This is a genomic window from Bacillus sp. YBWC18 (genome assembly GCF_002998775.1).
Lineage (GTDB): Bacteria > Bacillota > Bacilli > Bacillales > Bacillaceae > Bacillus.
On record NZ_PVRI01000001.1, the window covers coordinates 135,163 to 160,058 of the forward strand.

The 24,896-nt window shown below is 41.4% G+C and carries 24 protein-coding genes and 1 pseudogene; 15 read left to right on the forward strand and 10 right to left on the reverse strand.

Features of this window, described 5'->3' with window-relative positions:
• Nucleotides 1-4: 4 nt before the first annotated feature.
• Complete coding sequence (locus C6348_RS00760; RefSeq protein ID WP_034663552.1) at nt 5-1,054, forward strand: M42 family metallopeptidase; 1,050 nt, start codon at nt 5-7, stop codon at nt 1,052-1,054.
• A 33-nt stretch (nt 1,055-1,087) separates the two neighbouring features.
• Here C6348_RS00760 and gltT read toward each other — a convergent pair whose 3' ends face one another.
• Nucleotides 1,088-2,377 carry a glutamate/proton symporter GltT gene (gltT, locus tag C6348_RS00765; RefSeq protein WP_034663550.1) on the reverse strand — a complete coding sequence of 430 codons (1,290 nt, stop codon included), beginning with the start codon at nt 2,375-2,377 and terminating at the stop codon, nt 1,088-1,090.
• 339 nt (nt 2,378-2,716) lie between these two features.
• Nucleotides 2,717-2,854 carry a protein YhfH gene (yhfH, locus tag C6348_RS00770; protein ID WP_008359029.1) on the reverse strand — a complete coding sequence of 46 codons (138 nt, stop codon included), beginning with the start codon at nt 2,852-2,854 and terminating at the stop codon, nt 2,717-2,719.
• 156 nt (nt 2,855-3,010) lie between these two features.
• On the opposite strand from yhfH, the gene C6348_RS00775 reads away from it, so the two are divergent.
• From C6348_RS00775 to C6348_RS00785, 3 genes are all read left to right on the forward strand, one after another.
• Nucleotides 3,011-3,754, forward strand: coding sequence for an MBL fold metallo-hydrolase (locus tag C6348_RS00775; RefSeq protein ID WP_189293905.1), 744 nt, complete (start codon nt 3,011-3,013; stop codon nt 3,752-3,754).
• Nucleotides 3,755-3,756: 2 nt separating this feature from the next.
• Nucleotides 3,757-4,746 (forward strand): lipoate--protein ligase, encoded by a 990-nt coding sequence (gene lplA, locus C6348_RS00780; protein ID WP_106041493.1) that lies wholly within the window; start codon nt 3,757-3,759, stop codon nt 4,744-4,746.
• A gap of 171 nt (nt 4,747-4,917) precedes the next feature.
• On the forward strand, nt 4,918-6,471 hold the full coding sequence (locus C6348_RS00785) for a fatty acid--CoA ligase family protein (protein ID WP_106041495.1): 1,554 nt from the start codon (nt 4,918-4,920) through the stop codon (nt 6,469-6,471).
• 118 nt (nt 6,472-6,589) lie between these two features.
• Here the strand turns inward: C6348_RS00785 and C6348_RS00790 are convergent, their stop codons facing one another.
• Nucleotides 6,590-6,997 (reverse strand): YhfM domain-containing protein, encoded by a 408-nt coding sequence (locus tag C6348_RS00790; protein WP_034663541.1) that lies wholly within the window; start codon nt 6,995-6,997, stop codon nt 6,590-6,592.
• Between the two features lie 177 nt (nt 6,998-7,174).
• On the opposite strand from C6348_RS00790, the gene C6348_RS00795 reads away from it, so the two are divergent.
• Nucleotides 7,175-8,458, forward strand: a complete 1,284-nt coding sequence (locus C6348_RS00795; RefSeq protein ID WP_106041497.1) for a M48 family metallopeptidase — start codon at nt 7,175-7,177, stop codon at nt 8,456-8,458.
• A gap of 44 nt (nt 8,459-8,502) precedes the next feature.
• On the opposite strand, the gene C6348_RS00800 is transcribed toward C6348_RS00795, so the two are convergent.
• The 5 genes and pseudogenes from C6348_RS00800 to C6348_RS00815 form a co-directional block, all read right to left on the reverse strand.
• Nucleotides 8,503-9,648 (reverse strand): serine alkaline protease SapB, encoded by a 1,146-nt coding sequence (locus C6348_RS00800; protein WP_106042309.1) that lies wholly within the window; start codon nt 9,646-9,648, stop codon nt 8,503-8,505.
• A 387-nt stretch (nt 9,649-10,035) separates the two neighbouring features.
• Nucleotides 10,036-10,620, reverse strand: coding sequence for a histidine phosphatase family protein (locus C6348_RS00805; RefSeq protein ID WP_106036616.1), 585 nt, complete (start codon nt 10,618-10,620; stop codon nt 10,036-10,038).
• 61 nt (nt 10,621-10,681) lie between these two features.
• The gene (locus C6348_RS19240; protein WP_404841025.1) at nt 10,682-11,293 is read right to left on the reverse strand and encodes a methyl-accepting chemotaxis protein; all 612 of its coding nucleotides are present in this window, start codon (nt 11,291-11,293) and stop codon (nt 10,682-10,684) included.
• Nucleotides 11,294-11,437: 144 nt separating this feature from the next.
• Nucleotides 11,438-11,977 (reverse strand): annotated as a pseudogene (locus C6348_RS19245) (protoglobin family protein); the annotation flags it as partial.
• A gap of 91 nt (nt 11,978-12,068) precedes the next feature.
• The gene (locus tag C6348_RS00815; protein ID WP_106041499.1) at nt 12,069-13,601 is read right to left on the reverse strand and encodes an FAD-dependent oxidoreductase; all 1,533 of its coding nucleotides are present in this window, start codon (nt 13,599-13,601) and stop codon (nt 12,069-12,071) included.
• 145 nt (nt 13,602-13,746) lie between these two features.
• Between C6348_RS00815 and C6348_RS00820 the strand changes: the two genes are divergently transcribed.
• A complete protein-coding gene (locus tag C6348_RS00820; RefSeq protein WP_060595936.1) occupies nt 13,747-14,607 on the forward strand; it encodes an SDR family oxidoreductase in 861 nt (286 codons plus the stop codon).
• A gap of 56 nt (nt 14,608-14,663) precedes the next feature.
• On the opposite strand, the gene C6348_RS00825 is transcribed toward C6348_RS00820, so the two are convergent.
• The gene (locus C6348_RS00825) at nt 14,664-14,900 is read right to left on the reverse strand and encodes an IDEAL domain-containing protein (protein WP_008348804.1); all 237 of its coding nucleotides are present in this window, start codon (nt 14,898-14,900) and stop codon (nt 14,664-14,666) included.
• 289 nt (nt 14,901-15,189) lie between these two features.
• Between C6348_RS00825 and C6348_RS00830 the strand changes: the two genes are divergently transcribed.
• The 3 genes from C6348_RS00830 (at nt 15,190) to C6348_RS00840 (ending at nt 17,881) form a co-directional block, all read left to right on the forward strand.
• Nucleotides 15,190-15,768, forward strand: a complete 579-nt coding sequence (locus C6348_RS00830) for a competence protein ComK (RefSeq protein WP_095284986.1) — start codon at nt 15,190-15,192, stop codon at nt 15,766-15,768.
• Between the two features lie 168 nt (nt 15,769-15,936).
• Nucleotides 15,937-17,043 carry a D-TA family PLP-dependent enzyme gene (locus C6348_RS00835; protein WP_034663522.1) on the forward strand — a complete coding sequence of 369 codons (1,107 nt, stop codon included), beginning with the start codon at nt 15,937-15,939 and terminating at the stop codon, nt 17,041-17,043.
• Nucleotides 17,044-17,398: 355 nt separating this feature from the next.
• Nucleotides 17,399-17,881, forward strand: coding sequence for a hypothetical protein (locus C6348_RS00840; protein WP_060595940.1), 483 nt, complete (start codon nt 17,399-17,401; stop codon nt 17,879-17,881).
• 32 nt (nt 17,882-17,913) lie between these two features.
• Here the strand turns inward: C6348_RS00840 and pdxR are convergent, their stop codons facing one another.
• The gene (pdxR, locus tag C6348_RS00845) at nt 17,914-19,353 is read right to left on the reverse strand and encodes a MocR-like pyridoxine biosynthesis transcription factor PdxR (RefSeq protein ID WP_106041501.1); all 1,440 of its coding nucleotides are present in this window, start codon (nt 19,351-19,353) and stop codon (nt 17,914-17,916) included.
• A gap of 145 nt (nt 19,354-19,498) precedes the next feature.
• Between pdxR and C6348_RS00850 the strand changes: the two genes are divergently transcribed.
• The 6 genes from C6348_RS00850 (at nt 19,499) to C6348_RS00875 (ending at nt 24,783) form a co-directional block, all read left to right on the forward strand.
• Nucleotides 19,499-20,668, forward strand: a complete 1,170-nt coding sequence (locus C6348_RS00850; RefSeq protein ID WP_106041503.1) for an MFS transporter — start codon at nt 19,499-19,501, stop codon at nt 20,666-20,668.
• 64 nt (nt 20,669-20,732) lie between these two features.
• Complete coding sequence (locus tag C6348_RS00855; protein WP_034663513.1) at nt 20,733-21,008, forward strand: barstar family protein; 276 nt, start codon at nt 20,733-20,735, stop codon at nt 21,006-21,008.
• A 165-nt stretch (nt 21,009-21,173) separates the two neighbouring features.
• Nucleotides 21,174-22,124 carry an ABC transporter permease gene (locus tag C6348_RS00860; protein WP_066031073.1) on the forward strand — a complete coding sequence of 317 codons (951 nt, stop codon included), beginning with the start codon at nt 21,174-21,176 and terminating at the stop codon, nt 22,122-22,124.
• Nucleotides 22,117-23,067, forward strand: coding sequence for an iron chelate uptake ABC transporter family permease subunit (locus tag C6348_RS00865; protein WP_106041505.1), 951 nt, complete (start codon nt 22,117-22,119; stop codon nt 23,065-23,067). Before C6348_RS00860 ends, C6348_RS00865 begins: the two co-directional genes overlap by 8 nt.
• Complete coding sequence (locus tag C6348_RS00870) at nt 23,058-23,816, forward strand: iron ABC transporter ATP-binding protein (RefSeq protein ID WP_034663504.1); 759 nt, start codon at nt 23,058-23,060, stop codon at nt 23,814-23,816. Before C6348_RS00865 ends, C6348_RS00870 begins: the two co-directional genes overlap by 10 nt.
• A gap of 22 nt (nt 23,817-23,838) precedes the next feature.
• Nucleotides 23,839-24,783 carry a siderophore ABC transporter substrate-binding protein gene (locus C6348_RS00875; RefSeq protein ID WP_034663500.1) on the forward strand — a complete coding sequence of 315 codons (945 nt, stop codon included), beginning with the start codon at nt 23,839-23,841 and terminating at the stop codon, nt 24,781-24,783.
• Nucleotides 24,784-24,896 lie beyond the last annotated feature (113 nt).

Here is a 24,896-nt window from a genome sequence, read left to right on the forward strand (position 1 = left end):
CCGAATGACAACTGAAGTAAACGAAACCGTTCAGCTGATTCAAAAGCTCGTATCGATCCCAAGTCCGTCAGGGAATACAGAAAAGGTGATTGGCTTTGTTGAACGCTTTTTACAGGATGTAAATATTGAGACAAAACGAAATCGAAAGGGTGGCTTAATTGCCACTATTAAAGGAACCGATGATAAGGAACACCGCATGCTGACAGCACATGTCGATACGCTTGGTGCGATGGTAAAGGAGATTAAATCAAATGGACGGCTTCGTCTTGCACTCATTGGAGGCTTTCAGTATAACTCAATCGAAGGTGAATATTGTGAAATTGAAACCGCTTCAGGCCATACATACACAGGAACCATTCTCATGCATCAAACGTCAGTTCATGTCTATGCGGATGCGGGAAAAGCAAAACGAAACCAAGAGAATATGGAGATCCGACTCGATGAAAAGGTGCAAAATGCAGACGATGTCAAAGCACTTGGCATTCAAGTAGGGGACTTTATCTCATTTGATCCTAGAGTGGAAGTGACGTCTTCAGGTTTTATTAAATCAAGACACCTTGATGACAAGGCAAGTGTGGCGCTCTTGCTGCGACTCATCCACCGCATTCAAAAGGAAAACATCACATTGCCGCATACGACGCACTTCTTAATTTCCAATAATGAAGAGATTGGCTACGGTGGAAATTCCAATATTCCAGAAGAAACGGTGGAATACCTCGCTGTCGATATGGGAGCTATCGGCGATGGTCAATCAACAGATGAATACAGTGTGTCTATTTGTGTGAAGGACTCAAGCGGTCCTTATCATTATGGATTACGCAAGCATTTAGCCGCATTAGCAGAGGAGAACAATATTGATTACCGTCTAGATATTTACCCTTATTACGGCTCTGATGCATCAGCAGCCATTAGAGCAGGGTATGATATCATTCATGGACTGATTGGTCCTGGCATAGATTCCTCGCATGCATTTGAACGAACACATGAAGATTCTCTCGTCCATACAGCGAATCTCCTTTATCACTATGTTCAATCAGAATTAATCACGGCATAAAAAAAGAACCCCGATAGATGGGGTTCTTTTTCGTTAGCTTGAAAGCTGTGTCGGTTCAGGTACTTCTTGTCCAGTCATCACGCGATGTCCTTTTTCAGGGTCATATTGTCCTTCCCATTTAGACATCACAACAGCTGCAAGTGCATTTCCTGTTAAGTTAACAACTGTTCGCGCCATATCCATGATACGATCCACACCTGCAATAAATGCAAGACCTTCAGCAGGTACACCGATCGTTCCTAATGTTGCGAGTAATACAACAAAGGAAGTGCCAGGAACGGCAGCCATTCCTTTAGATGTCACCATCAGTACAAGAACAAGTGTGAGCTGCTGGACGATCGTGAGGTCAATGCCATATACCTGTGCAAGGAAAAGCGCAGCAATAGCTTGATACAGTACGGAGCCGTCTAGGTTAAACGTATAACCGATTGGGATAACGAAAGAAACAATTCCCTTCGGACATCCAATGCGCTCCATTTTATCCATGACTCTTGGTAAAACTGTTTCAGAGCTGGATGTACTAAAGGCAAGAAGCATTTCGTCTTTCATGTAAGCAAGAAATCTGAAAATATTGACGCCAATCATCTTTCCAATAATTCCGAATACAACGATAAGGAAGAGAGCGAGCGCAAAATAAACAAGACCTACAAGCTTACCTAATGAAATAAGAGATTCAAGACCAAATTTTGATACAGTCACACCAATGAGTGCGAAGACACCAAATGGTGCAGCTTTCATCACAACATTGACGACATGGAACATGGCGTGTGATACACCTTCGAAGAAGGCGAGCACTGGTTTGCCGCGTTCACCAATGGCTGAAACGCCAAGAGCAAATAACACAGTGAAGAAAATAATCGCAAGCAAATCACCTTCCGCCAATGATTGGAAGAAGTTCGTTGGAACGATATGAAGGAACGTATCAGCAACTGATTTGCTGCTTTGCTCTTTTTCCGTTTCAACATACTGGCTAATATCTTGTTTTTCCGTATTTCCAAAGTCAACGCCTGCACCAGGTTGAACAAAGTTTGCAAGCGCAAGACCAAGAATAATCGCAAATGTTGTGATAATTTCAAAATAAAGAATAGTTCTAAAACCAAGTTTCCCTACTTTTTTACCATCACCGGCACCTGCAACACCTAAAATTAAGCTAGATACGACAATTGGTATAACAATCATCTTAATGAGTCTTAAGAAGAAGTCTCCAATTGGTTTTAAATAAGTCTCAACGCCTGGGTTACCGAAAAAGATTGCCCCAACAACGACACCGAGAATAAGACCGATTAGGATTTGTGTAGCTAATCCAAATTTTAATTTTTTCATAGATTTCCTCCCTAACATATTCATTAAAGGAATATTCCCATCATATTAAGTTTTAATATATGAATTAAAGTATAACTAAAATTAAAGAGGCTCGTCCACGATTAAATTATATTAAGAAAATACAAAATTGTTTGAAAAAATGAACATTTAGAACCTCCTTTATTGATTCAAGTCAATAAAAAGTGTCTTCAGAACTAAAACTCATCATATGAAATTACTAAAAAACCCTTTTAGGACAAGGGTTTTACCTTTTTACCTATTTTTCAGAAAAAATAAAAAGCACTTTTGACTCCAACTGACGATGGAGGAAAAAAGTGCTTTTTAATTCAATTTTTTACCTTATTTAAGATAACTTACTTGTGAGCATTCCTCACATTCATTACCGTAACACTCGTGTTGTTCCATTAAATCATTTCCACATTTTGTGCATTTCTTTGAGGGCAAATTTCTAAAAAACTCAGTGATTTTTCCTAGCATTTGTCATCCTCCAATACGTTTTGTTGCTATTATTGTATTATAACAGATTGATAATTGTCAATCTGTTTTGTAACAATAAGCAAGAAGAATGCTTTTTTCATGAAAAATGGGTATATTGTAAGAAGGGGATTTTTAGAAAAGGAGGGAAAAATGACGATGAAATTAACTGTCATTGGATGCTGCGGAGGGTTTCCGGCCGCTGGTGAAGCGACGTCAGGGTACCTTTTTGAATCAGATGGCTTTCGTCTGCTTGTAGACTGCGGGAGCGGTGTTCTTTCCAAACTGCAGCAATACATTGATATAGAAGAACTAGATGCTGTTCTCCTTTCTCATTATCACCACGATCATATTGCGGATATCGGACCACTCCAATATGCGAAGCTAGTGGGATATCATTTAGGAAAAAGCAGCGGTCCGCTTCCGATCTATGGACATACGGGTGATCAAAAAGCATTTGGGCGGCTTGCGGATGATGTACATACTAAGGCAGAGGCTTATCAGTCAGAAGAGGGTATTCAAATTGGTCCATTTCAAATTGATTTTTTGAAAACGGTTCATCCGGCAGAATGCTATGCTATGAGAATTCAGGCAGGGGATGCTGTGGTGGTGTATACAGCAGACTCAAGTTATCAGGACGCATTTATCCCATTTAGCAAGGATGCAGATCTACTGATTGCTGAAAGCAATTTTTATGCTGGACAGGACGGATCGAGTGCAGGACATATGAACAGTACAGAGGCGGGCAAGCTTGCAAAGGAAGCAAATGTTGGGGAACTCATCATCACGCATTTGCCCCATTTTGGCCGTCATAAAGACCTAGTCAATGAAGCACAGGCGTTATATACTGGCAATATACAGCTTGCCCATTCAGGGCTTAGATGGAACAAGGAAGGAAGATAGAAATGCTGTTTATCGATAACGAACAACATTATGATCCAATGATTAATTTGGCAATAGAAGAGTATTGCTTAAAATATTTAGACCCAGAAGAAACGTATTTGCTGTTCTATATTAACCAGCCGTCGATTATCATTGGAAAGAACCAAAATACAATAGAAGAAATCAATACGAAGTATGTGGAAGACAACGGCATCAAAGTTGTCCGCCGCCTGTCTGGTGGTGGCGCAGTTTATCATGACAAAGGAAACTTAAACTTCAGCTTTATCACAAAAGACGATGGGGACAGCTTCCATAACTTCAAAAAGTTCACCGAGCCAGTCATCAAAGCGCTTGAAAAGCTTGGTGTCAAAGCGGAATTAAGCGGGAGAAATGACATTATGGCAGATGGGCGAAAAATTTCTGGAAATGCCCAGTTCGCTACAAGAGGACGTATTTTCAGCCATGGCACACTGCTATTTGATTCAGAAATCGAACATGTCGTTTCGGCTTTAAATGTGAAAAAAGAAAAGATTGAATCAAAAGGCATTAAATCCATTAGAAGCAGGGTTGCCAATATTAGTGAATTGATGGATCAAAAGATGACAACAGAAGAATTTAGAAAAATTCTTTTAAGCTACATTTTCGATACGAATGGGGATGTCCCTCAATATCAGTTGACTGAGAAGGATTGGGAAAAGATTCACGAGATTTCTCGGGATCGATATCAAAAATGGGAATGGAACTACGGCCGTTCACCGAAATTTAATTTACAGCATTCTAAAAGATTCCCAGCAGGCTCCATTGATCTTCGATTAGAAGTGAAAAAAGGCATCATCCAAGACTGCAAAATCTTTGGTGATTTCTTTGGTGTAGGGGATATTGCTGATATTGAAAAAAGACTCATTGGGCAGCAATATGATCGCAAAACGATCAGCGACGTATTAGAAGATATGGATATGCGCCACTACTTCGGCAACGTATCAAAAGAGGATTTTCTTGATTTGATTTATTAAAAGGGACAAGCACGGCTAGAGATAGCGGTGCTTTTTTGATTGAAAGAAATGAAAGCGATTCACATTTGATCTTGTGGATTTTTTCGATTGTCTATTATAATAGAAAGGAGGAATGTTTGGCCATAAAATGAATGGCTATTCATTCATTGATGACATGTAAGGGGTGGGAGAATGGATTTGATCAAAAATCTAGAGCAGACGGCGATGACGAAAGGAGAAAATATCGCACTGATCTTTGAAGGAAATAAGTGGACCTATCGAGAGCTGATGACAAGTATCGAGCGATTTGCAGATGGAATAGTCAACGAAGGGTTTCAAGCTGGGGATCATATCGCGCTTATTTTAGGAAATTCACCGCATTTTGTCATTTCTTTTTTTGGTGCCTTAAAGGCAGGACTTGTCGTAGTACCAGTCAATCCAACATACACGCCTAGTGAAATTGGCTATATGCTGATTACAGGTGATGTAAAAGGCATTGTTGCCCCTGAACAGCTACTGCCAGTGTACGAGCAGGTGTACGAACAGCTTCCGTCTATTGAACGAGTGATTATTTGTGCAGAAAATGAATCTGCATGCAGATCAAGTTTTAAGGAAGTATCTGATCGTCTTGTCTTCTTTGGAAAGCTTGTGTCTGGTCATGCGAAAGAGAACGTGCATCCTTCTATTCATCAGGACGATACGGCAGTTATTCTATTTACATCTGGCACGACAGGAAAACCAAAGGGTGCGATGCTGACTCATTTCAACCTTTATTCAAATGCCAGAGACGTCGCTGAGTACCTATCCATTGATGAAAAGGACAAGGTCATCGCCGCTTTGCCGATGTTCCACGTATTTTGTTTAACGGTTTGTATGAATGCACCATTGATTCATGGCGCGACCATTTATGTCATGCCGCATTTCAGCCCATCGGAGCTTTTGCGTATGATGGAAAAAGAGAAGCCAACGTTATTTGTTGGTGTTCCGACTATGTATAACTATTTGTACCGCCAGGAAGGGCACGAGGAAGCGATGTCCTCAGTGAGGATTTGTATATCTGGCGGTGCCTCAATGCCTGTTGCCTTACTTCACGGTTTTGAGAAAAAATTTGGTGTCACGGTGCTGGAGGGCTATGGATTATCAGAGGCTTCCCCAGTAACTGCATTCAATCCTCTTGATGGAAAAAGAAAACCCGGTTCAGTTGGGACCGACATTATGAATGTGAAGAATAAGATCGTGAATGAACTGGGAGAAGAAGTCGGTCCAAATGAAGTCGGAGAGCTGATAGCAAAAGGTCCAAACATTATGAAAGGCTATTATCAAATGCCAGAAGATACTGAAGCTGCACTAAGAGGCGGCTGGCTGTATACCGGTGATTTAGCGAGAAGAGATGAAGAAGGATACATTTATATTGTCGACCGGAAAAAGGATATGATTCTCGTTGGCGGGTATAATGTTTATCCAAGAGAAGTAGAAGAAGTGCTTTATCAACATGAAGCTGTAGCAGAAGCCGTCGTCATCGGTGTGCCAGATCCGAACACCGGAGAAGCTGTCGTCTGTTACATTTCCCCTAAGAAACATGCTCACATCGATCAAGAAGACATCATCACACATTGTTCACGCTTTTTAGCGAAATATAAGCAGCCCCAAACGATCCATTTCATAGATGATATTCCAAAGAACACAACAGGTAAAATTTTAAGAAGAGCACTAAAGGAAAAGTATCAAGCAGAGGAAAGTAAATAAAAAAAGGGAGTCTCTTATGAGGAGGCTCCCTCAGCATGTAGACAAACCCTCGCATTCAGGTCTGAAAAGGTTTTCTATCGCGCTGAAAAGAAGACAAAGGGCTAAAATAAAGATCATTTTAGCCCTTTTGAATCGCTTCTTTTAACTGTTTCTGAAAAGAATTAGACTGTTTTTGATTCAGTTCATAATACGTGCCATCTACTAAAAAAACGACCTGTGAACGGCTCGTCCAGAGCTGAAAGGTGGTGCCGTTTGTTCGGCCGTACATCACCTTGGCGATATAATCTGGTTCCTTTAAATTTTTCTTAAGATGATTGCTTGTTTGTTTGCCTTTGTTTAATTCTTCTATTAAATCTTCTGCTGTGTCCTTATCATCTATTTCATAAGATATGGACTCGTTTGCAGGTGAAAGCAGCAATTTTTCTGCTCGATTCTCATCAAAGATTTCGCTCGTCCGGCTGAACACATAAAAGAAGGTAATGAGTAAAAGTCCAAAGATCACAACTCCTGCAAGGATTTTCTTCATTTTAATCCTCCAACTCTCTGTTTTATATGTAGCATCTCCGATTTTCGAGTAGCATAATCATTTTTTTCGCGAAAGCTTTTTCAGATGGGGCATGCTATGATGGAGCCACATGAGACAGGTTCTAAACAAAAAAATGGTTGATTAGAATAGAGAGAGGGATGGAAAGGAGGCTGACCAGTGCGAGTACGTAAATGGGTAGCTCTTGCAACGGTAGCTTACATATTGTACGGTCTTTTTATTTATTCTTATTTGTTTCTATTTGGGGATTCATCGGTTCCTGAAAGTGTAAAAGGAACAAGTGCAGATCCGCATACCTTTATGACAAGCCATGAACTTGTCATCAGCGAGAATTTCTCGAACATACGTAATCTGCTGTATTTCATGACAATTCCATTAGATTGGTATGTTTTTTTTCTTCTGCTCATTTCAGGGTTTTCACGAAAAATAGCAGACTGGAGCCTGGCAGCAGCCCGTTTCACATTTTTAAGCAAACTTGTATATGTGTTTGTGCTGTCGCTTTTGACAATGCTGATTTCATTGCCCATTAAGTGGATTGGCTATCAGCTGTCTTTGCACTACGGAGTATCTGCTCAAAGTACGGCAAGCTGGTTTAAAGATCAAATACTGGATTTCTGGATTCAATATCCACTTCTTGCTCTATGTGCTATTGTATTCTTTTGGCTCATTCAAAAAAGAAGAAAGCGTTGGTGGCTGTATGCTTGGTGTTTGACAGTCCCCTTCACGCTATTTCTCTTCTTTATACAGCCGGTCGTCATTGATCCGTTATATAACAATTTTTATCCACTAAAGGATCAAGCTCTTGAGAACAAGATCTTAACGCTTGCAGACAAAGCACATATCCCGGCAGATCATGTATATGAGGTCAATATGTCTGAGAAAACGAATACAATGAATGCTTATGTCACAGGGATTGGTGAAAATAAGCGTATTGTGTTATGGGATACGACACTGCAAAAGCTGAAAGATCGCGAAATTTTATTTATTATGGCACATGAAATGGGACATTACGTCATGAAGCATGTCTATATAGGATTAGCAGGATATCTAGTGCTGTCACTTGCCGGATTTTTTGCGATTGACCGTCTCTATTTTTATTTTTATCAAAAGGGAGCAGTTCCATTTCGGCTGAGGGTGTCAAACGACATCGCTGCTCTTCCGCTTCTTCTCATTATCGTATCGATGCTGTCATTTGCAATTTCACCTTTTACAAATGCAGTTTCAAGACATCAAGAACGAGCAGCTGACGAATATGCGGTAAACCTGACAAAAGACGGAGAGGCAGGGGTGACATCTTTTCAAAAGCTTGCAAAATCAGGGCTGTCTCAGGTGAATCCACCGCTTTTAGTGAAGGTCTTCCGCTATGGACACCCAACCATGATGGAGAGAATCATGGAGATGGAAAATGCAGCGGAAAAAGAGGAAGCGTCGAGGAAGCAATAAATAAAAAAACCCGGCTGGATCAGCCGGATTTTTTTCGCGCTTGTTTAGTTAGAAGCCGCTTGAGCGTTGATTAACCCTTTTCCGTAATAGAAGGAGTTACCAAGCGGTGTTGCCGTGTTTTCTAAGCGCTGGCGAACCTGTGAATTTGATAGGTTCGGATTTTTAGAAAGAATAAGCGTTGCTGCTCCTGCTACATGAGGAGACGCCATAGAAGTTCCGGTATAAGATGTGTATCCACTGCTTGGTACTGTACTTAAAATAGAAGTACCAGGTGCAGAAACATCTAATTCAGGACCTGCGCTGGAAGACGAGTTTCTGACATTGCTGCTGTTTACATTGGCAACGGCAATTGTAGAATCATATTTTGCTGGATAGCCAACTGTACTTGTAGAGCCAGTGGAACCTGAATTACCTGCGGCCGCCACAACAACGACTCCGCGGTTATTTGCTGTATCAACGGCATTTTTAAGCGCTGTTGAACCGTTTGGTCCACCTAAGCTCATATTGATGACATCCATGTTATTGGCTACAGCCCATTCAATACCGCTAATGATCCAGCTGTATTGTCCGTCGCCATTGCGGTCTAATACTTTAACAGCATATAGGGAAGCACTTGGAGCGACCCCAAGAACACCAATTGTGTTATCAAGGGCAGCAATGGTTCCGGCTACGTGAGTTCCATGTGATTGAAAGTCTTGGGTGGCATTTGGCTCTGAAGGGACGAAGCTGGCACCGCCTGCAACATTTAAGTCAGGATGTGCAGCGTGGATTCCAGTATCAAGGACAGCTACTTTGACATTAGCACCTTTATAACCTTGAGCGTGTACAGCTGGAGCTTTGATTTGAGGGATTCCATAAGGGACGGTTTGTGCATATGCTTCTGCTTTGTGGTCTTCTTCTACGTAAGCAATGCTAGGGTCATGTTCAAGTTTTTTTGCGGCTTGTTCGGACATCTTTACTTGTGCGGCATTAATAAGACGATATTGCTTTTCTAGTTTTCCGCCATTTTGAGTGACGGCTTGTTTCTTAGAGCTGTTTGTGGTGGCAGAGGCTTTAAAGCCAACAATATAGCTCTTTTCACTATCTGACTTTGAGACCGTCTCGGCATTTGCCATGGAGCCTCCAAACCCTGCTGAAAACAGAAGAGGGACAGCCAATAAAACACTTGTCATTACATTTTTCTTTTTCACGCACAATCCACATCCCTTTTTTCTTATTTCAGAATAATCATTCGTAGTCTATAAGAATGATTCGTTTGATTATTCTGTATATTCAGTTTAAGGGAAGTAGGCAAATAAGAGTAGACCCGAATTTTTGTGAAAGTCCTAGCGAAAATTGGGGAATTAAGTCACTTGGAAACGTTGGGAAAATATGTTTGTTCTACTGTTTCAGCGGTTATCTATTAAAAAGGAAGTGTGCTTTTTTTCTTATGATCCATTTTCGGACAAATATTCGATACCCGAAAAGCCTTAAAATAGGTAGAAACGTCTAACATCTATTTCGAATTTCGATATAAAAAAATATTATTTTATTTTGTTTTTGTCGTTTAAAAAGAACCTGTTACAATAACAGGTTCTTTAAGAAGGGGAGGATTGAGTTAAATGGCTGACCACGTTGTAATCAAGGACCTTCCATTCACCATCTTTCCATTCCACATAATTTAAGCAAGCATTGACAAGTCTCGTGTTCTCTAGACCCAGATGTTCATCCGCTAAGGTGGTAAGTAAAGCATGGATAGCAGCGCCGTGTGCCACGATCAGGACTTGTTGATTTGGATAGGCTGCTCTGACTTTCTCAATGCCTTCTACCATTCGATCTTGAATCGCCTCAAGCGGCTCCATGTTTGGATACTGTTTATCTGGAAACAGCTTTTGGCGCTCCTCAAACGACATGCCTTCAGCGTCACCATAATCACGTTCAATGAAATCATCCATGATGACAAGAGGCGCATCTACATGTTTTAAAATCAAGTGAGCCGTTTCTTTTGCCCTTGTGAGTGGACTGGAAATGACAACATCCCAATGGACATTCTTTAAGTAAAGTCCCGTTTGTTCAGCCTGCCATTTACCAGTGTCGTTTAAAGGGATATCTGTTCGTCCTTGAATTCGTTTCGCTGCATTCCAATCTGTTTCCCCGTGTCTGACTAGGCAAATTGTTGTCAAGCAAATCCCGCCTTTTCTATCTTTTCTTCTATTATACTAAAGCAGAAGAAAAAAGACTGGATCAGCGATTTGTGAGACTTGTTAAGGATTCGACTGAGCTGGCAACTTGGGACACCGTTTGTTTGACTTCCTTCAATTCGTTAAGGAAGGTTTGAAGGTCGATTTCAATTTTTCCATTTTGGTTTTTACTTAAGTTCATGCTGCTGACGATATCATCGAAGAGCGAATTGATTTGAGTCATTTTTTCTTTACTGTCTGTCACGAGTAAATTCACGTCGCCAATGTGCTGAGACACAATGGAGATTTGTGAATTGGTATTGTTGACGAGTTCAGACACGGTTGAAACCGTTTTCTTTGTGTCCTCTGACAATTTACGAACCTCGTTTGCGACGACAGCAAAGCCTTTACCATGTTCACCAGCTCGTGCAGATTCGATTGAGGCATTTAAAGATAACAAATTCGTCTGCTCTGCAATGCCTGTGACAATCCCAAAGATTTGTTCAATCTGTTTGGCGATTTCTTCTAAACGCTTAATTTCTGTTTCAATCTTTGTCATGCTGCCATCAATTTGGTTCATTTGTGTTTGTTGAATTTCTAATTCTTTTTTACCGCCGATCGATTTTTCCTCGACCTGTGCTGAAATTTGCGTTCCAGCTTGCGACATGTCCGCCATCTCATCAGATTTTGATACAAGCTTGTCCACTGCATTTGTTGTGTTTGAGAAGAGAGAAGCAAGCGAATTTGATGTTTCTGTGATTTTTGTATGAAGCTCCTGCTGCTGCTGTTCTGCTTCATCACGAATTTTAGAATATTCATTTTGGAATGTATCCAGGACAAGCTGCTGCTCTAAATTTAAGATTTTCGTCGTCGCTTTGACTGCTGTCTGATATTCTTTGAAATCTTGGATATGCTGAGCAAATAAATCCATAATCGATAGCAGAAGATCCTGGAATGCTGCCATATACCATTTAGGCTGGAGGCCAATCCGTAAATGAACTTGCGCAATTTTAATTCGTTTTGCCACATAGGCTTCATCAACCACACCTGCAAACATTTCACTAATATGAATGCGGAGTGTTTTTTTCAAACGTTCGACAGAACTATTATCTTGAATGATATGCATCAAGGAAGATTCGACTTCTAAATTTTTATAAAATTTATCAACGATATGTGCAATATCCTCCTGAACAATTGGATTGAGCTGTTTTAGAATAAAGAGGTCATGCTGCGTCAGGTCTATCATTTTGATTTGTTTCGCGATATCCGTATTGTTTAAAAAGTTGATTCGTTTTATCCCATCATCCTGCTGTGTGAAAAAAGCAGTGTTTTTTCTTTTTGTCTCTTTTTTAAATAACAATGTTTTGGTCCCCCCATAATCATCACAAATTATCAGACTTTATATTATTTATCGGATAATATTGGATTTTTTAAAGGGAATCAGTAAAATTTTACTGTTCTTTATAAGACCTTTTTAGTGGTTTCTTTGCTGGGCCTTCTACTACCTCTCCAGTAATGGAAAAACGTGAGCCGTGACACGGGCAATCCCAAGTGCGGTCGCTATTATTCCAAGCGACTTCACAGCCTAGGTGAGTACACGTTGTATCCACAAGAAAGATATTCCCGTCCTCTGATTTAAAGGCGCCGCATTTTTTATGTTCGTAAGATACAATGCCGCCTTCACCTGGCTTTAAATCATCAATTGTTTGATCGGTTCGTTTTAATTTACCACTGATCAGCTTGGCAGCGACATTGCTGTTTTCTTTAATAAAATCTTTGACGAAAGAGTCAGAAACAGGTCTTGATGGCGTAAAAATCGATTCGTATGGATTCGATTTTCCCTCAATTAAATCACCGATAAGAGTGGCTGCGACATGGCTTGTCGTCATGCCCCATTTTCTAAAACCGGTCGCAACGAAGATATTTTGGTGGTGTTTGGTCAGGCGGCCAATGTAAGGGATTTGATCCATTGTGACCATATCGTGTGTCGACCAGCGATACAGCACCTCTTCAATTCCAAGGGTGGCGTCTCCAAACCTTTCTAATCCTTCATAGTGAGCAGATTCATCCCCGCCTTGTCCAGTTTTATGGCCTTCTCCCCCGATGAGAACTACTTCCTCACCATGCCATTCTGCGGTTCTTAAAGAATGAGCAGGCTGGTCGATTCCTAAATACATCCCGTCTGGAAGCGGCTTCGTTGTTTTGGCTGCTACCACATAAGATTGCTCTGGGTGAATTCGCGTGAAATAAAGTCCTTTCCCATCATAAAAAGGAAAGTGCGAACAGGAAATGATATAGCGTCCTGTCAGGTGATGGCCGTCTTTTGTGACGACAGCAGGGCGGTTTCCTTCTTTCACGTCAACAGCGGTAGTCTGTTCAAAAATACGTACACCTCGCTCTAGGAGCTTGTCGATTAGTGCATTTAGATAATGAAGGGGATGAAACTGTGCCTGCTGCGTCATTGCTAGGGCAGCTTTGATGTCAGCATCAAAAGGAAGCGCTGTTTTCCATTCTCGGTCAATTCCAAGCTGTTTGTAGGCATCTAATTCCTTCTTTAACTTTTTTACACCGCTTTCTTCCTTTGTATAAAGATAAGCATCTTTTATCTCTAGCTGACAATCGATGTCGTACTCTTTGACACGAGTTTGAATCAACTCTTTTGCTTTCTCGTTTGCTTCTACATACAATCGAGCTTTGGGCATGCCAATTTGCTGAATCAGCTCATGGTAGTACACATCGTGCTGTGAGGTAATCTTAGCTGTCGTATGTCCGGTCGTACCTTGCAGCAGTTGATCGGCATCAATGAGGATGACATCCAGCCCGCGCTCTGTCATTTCAAACGCAGTAGCGATACCGGTAATACCGCCGCCAACAATGATGACATCTGCTGTGAGATCCTCATGTACAGCAGGAAAAGAATGCTTCTGACTTTCTGCTATCCATAACGATTTTGCCTGTTCCGATCCTTTATGTTCTTGTTTCATGTTGTCGCCTCCAGTTAGTGACTTGTTGTGTATAATTTTTCCACAATAATGAAAATCATACATTTGAAAGGAAACAAGTTCGACATACATAAAAAAATAACCAACACATAAAAATAAACAAGATAAAAGGAAGGAGTGGACAGACGTGTCAACAAAGCAGCCGAAGAAAACATTGCCGCCTCAGCATCAAAATGAACGTCCAGGTCTGGAATATAAAATGAACCCTAGACCTGTTTTTGATCGAGAGGTGCCGGATAAAAAGTTAGCAGGGAAAACAGCCATTGTGACAGGTGGAGACAGCGGGATCGGAAGAGCAGTCTCGGTCTTATTTGCGAAGGAAGGAGCCAATGTCGCCATTGTTTACTTGAGTGAACACCGCGATGCAGAGGAAACGAAGGACTATATTGAAAAGGCGGGAGGCCGCGCCATTTTAATTGCAGGTGATTTAGGAGATGAGGCGTTTTCAAACGAGGTCGTCAAAAAAACGAAGGATGCTTTCGGTTCCATCGATATTTTGGTGAACAACGCCGGGGAACAGCATCCGCAAAAAAGCATTGAACAGATTACCTCGCATCAGCTTCTTCGAACATTTCAAACGAATATTTTTGCCATGTTTTATTTAACAAAAGCGGTTCTTCCTCATTTAAAGAAAGGAAGCAGTATCATTAATACCACATCTGTTACAGCCTATAAAGGGCATGAAACCTTGATCGACTATTCATCTACAAAAGGGGCAGTCGTGACATTTACGAGATCATTATCTTTATCGCTCATTAAACAGGGGATTAGAGTGAATGGGGTAGCCCCAGGGCCTATTTGGACACCGCTCATTCCATCGACCTTTACGGAAAAGGAAGTCTCAGAATTTGGCGGAGATGTTCCAATGGAACGTCCTGGTGAGCCAGTAGAGCTTGCGCCGAGCTATTTATTTTTAGCGAGCGAAGACTCCTCTTATATGAATGGACAAATCCTGCATGTAAATGGCGGAACCATTTTAAATGGATAAACAAAAAACTTGCGGTAAAGAGACGAGTTGCTGTCTCTTTGCCGCAAGTAAAATCATCATGATTGATGTAAGCAGTGTTCTGCATATTGAGCTGACAGGTCGTTGAATCGCTTTTCATCACGCTGATCCAGTGCCTTATCAATCTCTTCTCTAAGGAAGGTTAAGCGCTGTTTATAAAGCGCCTCATCTAAAACCATTTGAATATAGATGTCTAAAATAGTGACGCCGTTTTCTTCGGTTTTTTGGGTGTTGCGGGACTTCATGAGCTCAGCATACGTTTTTTTCTCTTTCATAAAGAATCCCCCCGATGCCTTTTTTATAGTATATGGATTGGCGGAGAAAAAATCAACAAGAATTTATAATTTTTAGACAATTTATTTTTGAGCGAAATCGACATCTCTTGTCCGATCGACAGGATGTGATATATCATTAAAAAAGGCTTTTCGATAGATCGAATGGACTAAAAAATACGATAAAAAGATGATTTTTAATAAATTTTTAAAAAATCCTGTCGTTTCTTATATGTTGGTGATAGATTAATAGTATCTAAAATAACCAAAAATTAACACAGGAGGAAATGAAGTGTCAGGAATTAGTGAAACACCTTTAGATTCATACGTCATTAATCAAACAACAATGGCGGTCCTTCCGGTTGAAGAAGGAAAAAGAGTATATTCAAAAGTCATAGAAAGAGAGACAAGCTTTTACGTTGAATTAAAGCCCCTGCAAATTATTGAACGGAGCTGCAGATTCTTCGGCTCAAGCTATGCGGGCAGAAAAGCGGGAACATATGAAGTAATAGGAATTTCTCACAAGCCTCCAATTGTGATTGACTCATCCAATCATCTGTATTTCTTCCCAACCTATTCATCCAACCGTCCTCAGTGCGGCTGGATCTCCCACAAATACATTCATACCTTCCAGGAATCATCCCTCGGAGACACGGTGGTCATCTTTACAAATGAGCAAACCGTCAAACTCGATGTCTCATATAAATCATTTGAGAGTCAGGTGCACAGAACAGCGTATCTCCGAACGAAATTTCAAGATCGCCTTGATGGAGGTCTTCCTAAAAAACAAGAATTTATGCTGTATCCAAAGGAACAACAGCTCAACCTTGTATACGATTTTATATTAAGGGAGCTTCGGAACAGATATTAACTAAAACCAGCGGCAGGACAGCCGCTGGACTCCTTATGAAGCGAGGGTTTAGCATATCGTCTTTCTTTCTCGAAGAAAAAAACATTGATAATTATATAAAAAATTATATAATTTAACTATAACGTATAAAATTTTATATAACGAGCAGCAGTGAAAGGGGATATGATGATGACTTATGATGAACTAGATACACCGGCGCTATTAATTGATAAACGGGTAATGATGGAGAATCTAGCTGCTATGCAGCAATATGCGGATCGTCAGCAAGTCAAACTGCGTCCTCATACGAAAACACATAAAACACCTAGTCTTGCGAAGGTGCAGGAGGAGATGGGCGCATCTGGCTTAACTGTAGCGAAAGTAGGAGAAGCGGAAGTAATGGCGGCGCATGGGCTGACAGATATCTTTATCGCCAATCAAATTGTAGGCGAGACAAAGCTCAAGCGAATTCGAAAGCTGGCAGAGTCGATACAAATTTCATTTGGAATAGATTGTGTAGAGCATGTGCATCAAATTGAACATGTCTTTCGTGGAGCAGAGAAAAAAGCGGAAGTTCTAATTGAGATAGAAGTTGGAGAAGAAAGATCTGGTGTCATTGAAGAGAGTGATTTCCGTCAAATCTTGCAGGCGATTCAAACATGTGACTTCGTTCATTTAAAGGGGATTTTTTCTCATGATGGACATACATATAAGGCGGAAAGTAAAGCGCATTGTCAGACATTATACGAAGACGCTGTGAATCGCACGCTTCAGTTTGCACAGATTGCGAAAGAAGCAGGCATGCTGCTAGAGGTGGTGAGCATTGGATCAACACCGCCGTTCTTATTTCAATTTGATATTCCAAAGGGAGTCACCGAAATCAGACCAGGCACTTACATCTTCATGGATGCCTCTCAATCCAATGTGATCGGCACTTTTTCACATTGTGCGGCAGCTGTGCTGACGACGGTGATCAGTAAGCCAACAAAGGCTCGTGTCATTACAGATGTTGGAGCCAAAGGGCTCACGGCTCAAACCCGTACAAAAGGGCTGACGAAAACAAAAGGACTAGGCAAAGTAAAAGACTATGATGATGTATTTGTTTCAAGTGTATTTGATGAGCATGCCATCATCTATCACGAAGGCTTCCGTCAGACTGTCCAGATCGGTGAGAAGGTGCAAATCATTCCAAATCATATTTGTCCCGCTGTCAATCTCCATGAAAAAGCATATCTCATTCAGGATGGTGAAGTAGTCGAAGAGCTTGAGATTGCTTGTAAAGGTAAACTTCAATAAATCAACAGGATGTATAATTTAAGACTTGGAAAATACAAGGCGACTTCGTTTGGCATCATCATGATGACACGAACGAAGTATTTCTTTTCATTAGAAAATATCCACCATGAACTTATTGAAACCAAATCCATATATCCAGTCGTCTATTAAGTGTATCGGTAGACTGTCAACCAAATGACAGGAAAATGTGGATCCTTAGACGTATTTTCATCCATTTACTCATAAATCGCAGAAGTGACACGAGCCGTCTGTTACAATTAAAAGAAATCATTTCTTGCAAAGTGTTCGTATGTGGTAAAGGATACTCCTATTTTGACCGATATGAACGAATGGGAATAAGAAATGGAGGCTCTGTATGAAAAAACAATCGCAATTGATGTTGCTATTCACATTGACAGTGACATTACTAGCAGCCTGTCAGCAAGCAGGTCAATCGCCTTCAAAACAAGACACAAAAGAAGCTGCGTATGAACAATGGGTTCAGCGTTATATGGATGAGTTAAATGAAGCTTATGAAAACATGACCGACCAATTTATTTCAGATGGACATGGAAAGATCCAAGTAAATAAAAAATTGAAAAAAGCGACGAAAGCCTTTGATCGTGTGATTCAAAAGGGGCTTGCTCATCAAGAAGTTCCAGCCGCTTATCAAAAGGCGGATCAACAATTAAAGACAGGTCTTCATTCATTTGAAAAAGGAATCGGTCAGGTGGAGCAGCTATTAAAGCACCCAGGTCAAGAAAAGCTGTTTATTTCCGCTACCCATCATCTGCAAGATGGATTGCAGCAGACAGCTGCATTTATTGAAGAAGTAGGCCGCATTCAGCAATCAACGTAAAAAAGCTTGGAAGGCGGACTTCCAGGCTTTTTTTACATATAAAGTATTTGCTTTAAGCGGCGGACACCCTCTTGAATCATGTTTTCGTCCGTACAGGCGAAGCCTAGCAGTAATCCCTTTCGATTGCTCTCAAAACAATAAGGACTTAATGGATAAATGCCAACGCCCGCTGCTTTGGCTGCTTCAATACTGCCTTTTTCGTCAAAGTCTGGCGCTCCTTCTAAAAAGACATGAAGACCCGTATCGGTTCCATAGATATGAAAGTGCTTGTCAAAGTGTTGTGTCAAAAGGGCATCCATCATGGCAGCCTGTCTTTTTTTATACAGCTGTCTCATTCGCCTGACATATCGCGTGAATTCTCCTTCTCTGAAAAAAGAAGCGAGCGTGATCTGTTCCATAATGGGCAGCTGTCTTTGAATGAGTGATTGCAGGGAAGCGATTTCTTTTATGACCGCTTTGGAGCCGATAATGGCAGCAAGGCGGATGCCGGGTGTCAGCACCTTGGAGAAGCTTAAGATGTAAATCACATGGTCGGGTGCTTCTGAAAATAATGAAGGAAGCGGTCCGCCATGATAACGATAATCTCCATCAAAATCATCCTCTAGTATATAAGACTGATGGCTGACAGCAAATTTCAGCAGCTGCTGCCTTCTGTTGACACTCATACATACACCGGTTGGACGCTGATGGGAGGGCGTCACCGCAATCAGCTTTGTTTGCCGTGGCACTGTATTCACCATGATTCCTTCTTCATCGACGGGTGCGGGATAAATGTTCATTTCACGATACATAAATGAAAGCCTTGCCCCAGGAAAGCCTGGATCTTCAACAGCTACTGTATCGCCTTTTTTAAGCAATACCTGTGAAATCAAATCAATGGCTTGCTGCGTGCCACCTGTTAACACCATTTGATCTTCTTCTACATCGATTCCGCGTTCTACAGATAAGTATTGGCGTATTTCTGAACGTACTTCCCATAATCCGTGCGGGGAGGAATAGCCCCAATCTTTCATATCTAATCGCTGTAATGCTTTCGTGAGCGACCGTTTCCATATATTTTGAAAATGTTCATCGATGGCTGGCTCCTGATGTCGAAAATCAATATCGAGTTTCTCATGAAATTGATTGGCCGACAGCCAGTGGTCCATTTGTTTCTCCGCCTCTTGAAAGTGTGGTCTTACCGGAAGAGGGAAAGGCGGCTCACTTTGATGGGGAGTGGAGGCTGCATAGTGGTCACTCGAAATGACCTTTGTACCGCCTCTTCTAGATGTGCTGACATATCCTCTTGCCAGCAGTTCATCATAGGCAAGCTGTATAGTTGATCTTGATACATTGAGCTCCTGTGCTAATACCCGTGTTGGTGTTAACTGATCGTCAGGATTCAGTTTTTGTGAATGAATTTGTTGAATGACCCCAGTCACGATTTGCTGCCAGAGCGGGGTTGTACTTGAGCGGTCTAAATAAATATACATTGGACACCTTCTCTCATTGTCACATATAACTTGATGATGACACGGAATTATGGAGTGGTCAATAGCATCATTTTTGGATATAGGAAGTAAGCCAAAAGGTGTGTACACTGTTCTCATATGCTTATGACATAGAGGAGAGAGTCAAATGATCCCTGCATCTAAAGAAGAAACAGCACACCTATCCATCATTCCATTTATATTCGTTTTATTTGGTCTTTTTATGATTACGACCGCAGTGAATCTGCAAGTGCCCCTTTATACGTTGTATGCCGAACAAGCAGGGTACGGAAAGGCGGCTACAGCACTTGTATTTGCTGCATATGTCTTCGGACTCATTCCAGTCTTGCTTTTTCTTGGCGGCATATCTGATCGGGCTGGACGCAAACCGGTTTTATTGGTCGCGCTAAGCTTTTCGTTATGTGCTACCCTATTGATGATCGTGCACCCTACCATACAAATGCTCTTTGCAGCCCGGCTGCTGCAAGGGGTGGGGCTTGGTCTGAGTGTTGGCACATGCACCGCTTATTTGATTGCTTTATATCCAGAAAAATCAAGCTGGATTCCAACTTTTATTGCGTTATGCAGTTCGGTTGGCTTTGGGGGCGGTGCTCTTTTTACGGCACTGCTTTCTTTTCAGCGTATGTCGCTTGCGCCTCTTAGCTATTGGATTGTGCTGGGCCTTTTAATCCTAACCATCGTGGGTGTCTTCTTTTTCGTTCCGCCTGTACAAGGAGATTCAGGTAAACCGATGATGAACATGCCAACATTTCCAAAAGGAACAATGCCGGCGAATGCAGCGATTGCCATCGCGTGGTCGGTGTGCGGCCTCGTCATTTCGGTTTTGCCAGCACAGCTTAAATTGAATGGATATGAATTATGGGTAGGGCCGGCACTCTTTTTGATTAATATGGCAGGTGTCCTGATGCAGCCTTTTGTTCGCAAGATGAATAGCACAGTAGCGCTCTTTGCCGGGTTTATCTGTCTTCCATGCGGATACGGCCTTTTGCTATTTGGAGCAAATAGCGGGTCCATCCTTCTTGTGCTTGCCGGAACGATGCTTGCGGGTACTGCCTGCTATGGATTTACTTATTTAGGTGGTCTTCAGCTTATTGTCGAACGGGGGAAAAAGGAGTCAGCTAGAGCCGTTGCAGGGTTTTACTTGTTTGCCTATTTAGGTCTGGGTATTCCGAGTGTTTTTATCGGTCTTTTTGCTGATCTGTACGGGACCCAGATGGTGTTAACCGTCTTTTTCTTGGTCGTTTTGGCTGCTTGTCTCATCCTTTTGATCTCAAGTGTCAGACAGAAACAAAAGTGAGGAGTCCCGCTTTCTCTTTTTCCTTCTGTTCGTTTAAAATAAAGGCATGAGAGGGGAAGATGACATGAAAAAAGTGCAGCTGGACGGCGCATCGTGCAGGTCGCAAGAAGAACTTCATGACCAACTAAAAACAGTTTTACACCTTCCTGACTATTACGGGGAAAATCTTGATGCCCTATGGGACTGTTTGACAGGAGAAGTAAATCTTCCAATAGAGCTGACATGGGTAAATTTTGAAACGAGCAAAGACGCTCTTGGCGAGTATGCAGAAAGCGTAAGGCAGTTATTTCAAGAAGCAGAAGAGGAATTGAAAGGACAATTTCAAGTGAGCATTCAATAATGGTGAAAAAGCAGCCGCTGCCGCAGGCTGTTTTTTTATGAGTTTCCGTCTTTCTCAATCTGCTATTGAATATTTTACTAGATGTGATAATATATGAACTGTCGCTTAATTGATAATGATAATCATTTTTAGCGGAAAGAGCTTGATAGAAAGAGAGAAACCAGTATGAAGTTGTATCAATTAAGTTTATTATTTGTATGTTTGGCATGTGTATCACTGTTTGTCGGTGTACAGGATCTGTCCATTTTACAGATGTTTCATTTAACAGATGAACAATTACATACGTTAGTTTCAAGTCGCATCCCGCGTCTCATGAGTATTGTGCTTGCTGGCATGAGCCTTAGTTTATGCGGCTTTATTATGCAAAGCATGACGAGGAATAAATTTGTTTCACCAACCACTGCAGGAACGATGGATTGGGCGAAGCTTGGTATTTTAGCAGCAATGCTTGTTTTTACACATGCGAGCCCGCTCATGAAAATGGGAATCGCGTTTCTATTTACTTTAGCTGGGAATCTTCTTTTCTTAAAAATCCTGCGGCATATTAAGGTGAACGATACGATCTATGTACCGTTAGTCGGCTTAATGTTTGGCGGGATTGTCAGTTCAATATCTACGTTTATAGCCTATAAATATGATCTGATCCAAAACGTATCTGCATGGCTTCAAGGGGATTTTTCTCTTATTGTTCAGGGGCGTTATGAACTGCTCTATGTGAGTGTTCCACTATTGATCATCGCGTATTTATATGCTGACCGCTTTACAGTGGCGGGTATGGGTGAGAGCTTTGCCATCAACTTAGGTTTAACGTATAAACGTGTGATGGCGGTTGGTTTGGTGATCGTTTCGATGATTACATCTGTCACCATATTAACTGTCGGAATGTTGCCATTCCTAGGCTTAATCATTCCGAATATTGTATCGATCTACCGCGGCGATCACTTGAAAAAGAGCCTTCCGCATACAGCCTTACTAGGAGCCATTTTTGTTCTGATTTGTGATGTGCTCGGAAGGGTGATCATTTATCCATATGAAATTTCAGTTGGGCTCATGGTAGGCATCGTCGGAAGTGCGATCTTCCTGTACATGTTATTAAGGAGGAAACGCTATGCATAAGAAACGTACATTATGCCTGATTGCAGCCATTGCAGCCGTGCTGATCGTGATTTTCATTACCTTTCAAATGGGGTACTGGCCGTACACAGTGCCAAGTCGTTTAAAGAAAGTGCTGGCGATGACATTGACGGGAGGCGCGATTGCCTTTTCAGCTGTTGTCTTCCAAACCTTGACCAACAATCGAATCTTAACGCCGAGCATACTGGGTTTAGACGCACTGTACTTGTTTTTGCAGACAGCGATTATTTATCTGTTTGGCTCGGCCAATTTTATGATCGTCAATAAAAACCTGAATTTTTTCCTTTGCGTTGGGCTGATGATTCTATTTTCTGTGCTGTTATATACGGTGATGTTCAAACGCAAAAATAAACACATTTTCTTGCTTCTGCTTGTTGGTATTGTCTTTGGGACATTGTTCAAAAGCCTTTCTTCTTTTATGGAAATGCTGATTGATCCAAATGAATTCCAGGTCGTACAAGATAAATCCTATGCAAGCTTTAATCACATGAACACAGATATCTTACTCATTGCTTCTGTTTTATTTGCGGCGCTGTGCCTTTACATTTGGACATTCCGCTCCAAATTAGATGTCATGTCACTTGGGAAGGAGCATGCGGTGAATCTGGGAATTGACTATGACAGCATCACAAAAAAGATGCTGATCGTGATAGCCGTTCTTGTGTCCATCGCAACAGCACTTGTCGGACCGATTACGTTCCTTGGCTTACTCGTCGTGAACGTGGCAAGAGAGCTATTTCGTACATACCGGCATACGTACTTGCTGCTAGGCTCTTTTTTCATCAGTGTGATTGCCCTTGTAGGCGGGGAGTTTCTTGTCGAAAAGGTATTTACTTTTCAAACGCCGCTGAGTGTCCTGATTGATTTAGTAGGCGGATTGTATTTTATTTACTTACTTTTAAAGGAGAGTCGTTCATGGTCGTGATGAAGGGAGTCAGTAAGACATATAACGGAAAAACAGTGCTTCACGAAACAACTGTCAGTGTGAAAAAAGGACAGCTGACCTCTCTCATTGGTCCAAATGGTGCGGGGAAGAGCACGCTTTTGTCCATCATGAGCCGCCTGATTCAGCCAGACACAGGTGCAGCTTATTTACAGGACAAACCATATAGCGCGTATCCTCCGCAGGAGCTAGCGAAAAAGATGAGCATTTTAAAGCAGGCCAATCACATGAGTGTGCGCCTGACCGTACGGGAGCTTGTCAGCTTTGGCCGTTTTCCTTACTCACAGGGTCATCTGACAAAAGAAGATGAGAAGATGATCGATGTGTCTCTTCAATACATGAGGCTTGCCGATATCCAGCATCAATATGTAGATGAACTGAGCGGCGGACAAAGGCAAAGAGCCTTTATTGCGATGGTGCTGGCTCAGGATACGGATTATATTTTCTTAGATGAGCCTTTAAACAATTTGGATATGAATCATTCTGTTGAGATGATGAAGCTCTTTCAGCAGCTCGTCAAAGATCTTGGGAAAACAATTGTTGTGGTTCTCCATGATATTAACTTTGCATCTGTGTATTCCGATCATATCGTCGCTTTAAAAGATGGACAGGTGATCAAAGAAGGCGGAGTAGAAGAAGTGATTCAAACAGATGCACTTGAACAAATTTATGACATGCGCATACCGATTGAAGTCATTCACGGTGAGCGTATTTGCTTATATTTTTCTTAAAAAAATGAAGAGGTGATCAAGTATGAAAAAATGGATTTGGATGATGACTGTATTAACAGCGATTGTTGTACTCGCTGCCTGCGGGAACCAAGGAAAAACAGAAGGAACAAAAGAGGAAACCGTCACGGTAAAAGACATGCTGAATAAAGATGGTGTGAAGATCAAGAAAAACCCGAAAAAAGTCGTCGTGTTTGATATGGGAAGTCTTGATACGCTGGACAAACTAGGTGTGGATGTGACAGCTTTACCAAAACAAGTCGTGCCTAAATATTTATCCAAATATGAAGGTGACAAATATGAGAATGTCGGCGGTTTAAAAGAGCCGAACTTCGAAAAAATTGCAGAGATTAAGCCCGATTTGATTATTATTCAGTCTCGTCAATCAGATGCATTCGATGAATTTTCTGAAATTGCTCCTACGATTTTGATGGATGTAGACACTGCCAACTATATGGAATCATTTAAAAAGAATGCCACGACGTTAGGGGAAATTTTTGATAAGGAAGACGAAGTCAAAAAAGAACTAGCAGCCATTGATCAAAAAGTAGATGCATTAAAGAAACAGGCAAAAGAGTTGAAACAGAATGGTTTAATGATCATGGCCAACGACAGTAAAATGACAGCCTTTGGTGCTAAGTCAAGATACGGACTCATCCATGATGTGTTTGGTATCACGCCGGCAGATCAAAAGCTTGAGCCATCTGACAAACACGGACAAAGCATTTCATATGAGTACATGGTCAAAACGAATCCGGATTACTTATTTGTCATTGATCGAGGCGCAGCGATCGGAGAAGAAACTTCTGCGAAACAGCTTGTTGAAAATGATTATGTGAAATCAGTCAAAGCGGTCAAAAACAACCATGTGGTGTATTTGAACTCTGACATGTGGTATTTATCTGGCGGCGGCCTTGAATCATTGACTGCCATGATTGATGAAGTAAAACAAGGAATTGACCAAAAATAATGGAAGAAAAGCTGCTCATACTGAGCGGCTTTTTTATTGTATTCATAAAAATATGTTGCGTGCAGGAAACTTTCATCAAAATATGTTATAGTGGAACCTACATTGATAGACTA

Coding starts and splice junctions, on each gene's coding strand:
- C6348_RS00760 (WP_034663552.1), top strand. CDS start 5: ATGACAACTGAAGTAAACGAAACCGTTCAGCTGATTCAAAAGCTCGTA.
- gltT (WP_034663550.1), bottom strand. CDS start 2,377: ATGAAAAAATTAAAATTTGGATTAGCTACACAAATCCTAATCGGTCTT.
- yhfH (WP_008359029.1), bottom strand. CDS start 2,854: ATGCTAGGAAAAATCACTGAGTTTTTTAGAAATTTGCCCTCAAAGAAA.
- C6348_RS00775 (WP_189293905.1), top strand. CDS start 3,011: ATGAAATTAACTGTCATTGGATGCTGCGGAGGGTTTCCGGCCGCTGGT.
- lplA (WP_106041493.1), top strand. CDS start 3,757: ATGCTGTTTATCGATAACGAACAACATTATGATCCAATGATTAATTTG.
- C6348_RS00785 (WP_106041495.1), top strand. CDS start 4,918: ATGGATTTGATCAAAAATCTAGAGCAGACGGCGATGACGAAAGGAGAA.
- C6348_RS00790 (WP_034663541.1), bottom strand. CDS start 6,997: ATGAAGAAAATCCTTGCAGGAGTTGTGATCTTTGGACTTTTACTCATT.
- C6348_RS19240 (WP_404841025.1), bottom strand. CDS start 11,293: ATGGCGGACATGTCGCAAGCTGGAACGCAAATTTCAGCACAGGTCGAG.
- C6348_RS00815 (WP_106041499.1), bottom strand. CDS start 13,601: ATGAAACAAGAACATAAAGGATCGGAACAGGCAAAATCGTTATGGATA.
- C6348_RS00825 (WP_008348804.1), bottom strand. CDS start 14,900: ATGAAAGAGAAAAAAACGTATGCTGAGCTCATGAAGTCCCGCAACACC.
- C6348_RS00835 (WP_034663522.1), top strand. CDS start 15,937: ATGACTTATGATGAACTAGATACACCGGCGCTATTAATTGATAAACGG.
- C6348_RS00840 (WP_060595940.1), top strand. CDS start 17,399: ATGAAAAAACAATCGCAATTGATGTTGCTATTCACATTGACAGTGACA.
- pdxR (WP_106041501.1), bottom strand. CDS start 19,353: ATGTATATTTATTTAGACCGCTCAAGTACAACCCCGCTCTGGCAGCAA.
- C6348_RS00850 (WP_106041503.1), top strand. CDS start 19,499: ATGATCCCTGCATCTAAAGAAGAAACAGCACACCTATCCATCATTCCA.
- C6348_RS00855 (WP_034663513.1), top strand. CDS start 20,733: ATGAAAAAAGTGCAGCTGGACGGCGCATCGTGCAGGTCGCAAGAAGAA.
- C6348_RS00860 (WP_066031073.1), top strand. CDS start 21,174: ATGAAGTTGTATCAATTAAGTTTATTATTTGTATGTTTGGCATGTGTA.
- C6348_RS00865 (WP_106041505.1), top strand. CDS start 22,117: ATGCATAAGAAACGTACATTATGCCTGATTGCAGCCATTGCAGCCGTG.
- C6348_RS00870 (WP_034663504.1), top strand. CDS start 23,058: ATGGTCGTGATGAAGGGAGTCAGTAAGACATATAACGGAAAAACAGTG.
- C6348_RS00875 (WP_034663500.1), top strand. CDS start 23,839: ATGAAAAAATGGATTTGGATGATGACTGTATTAACAGCGATTGTTGTA.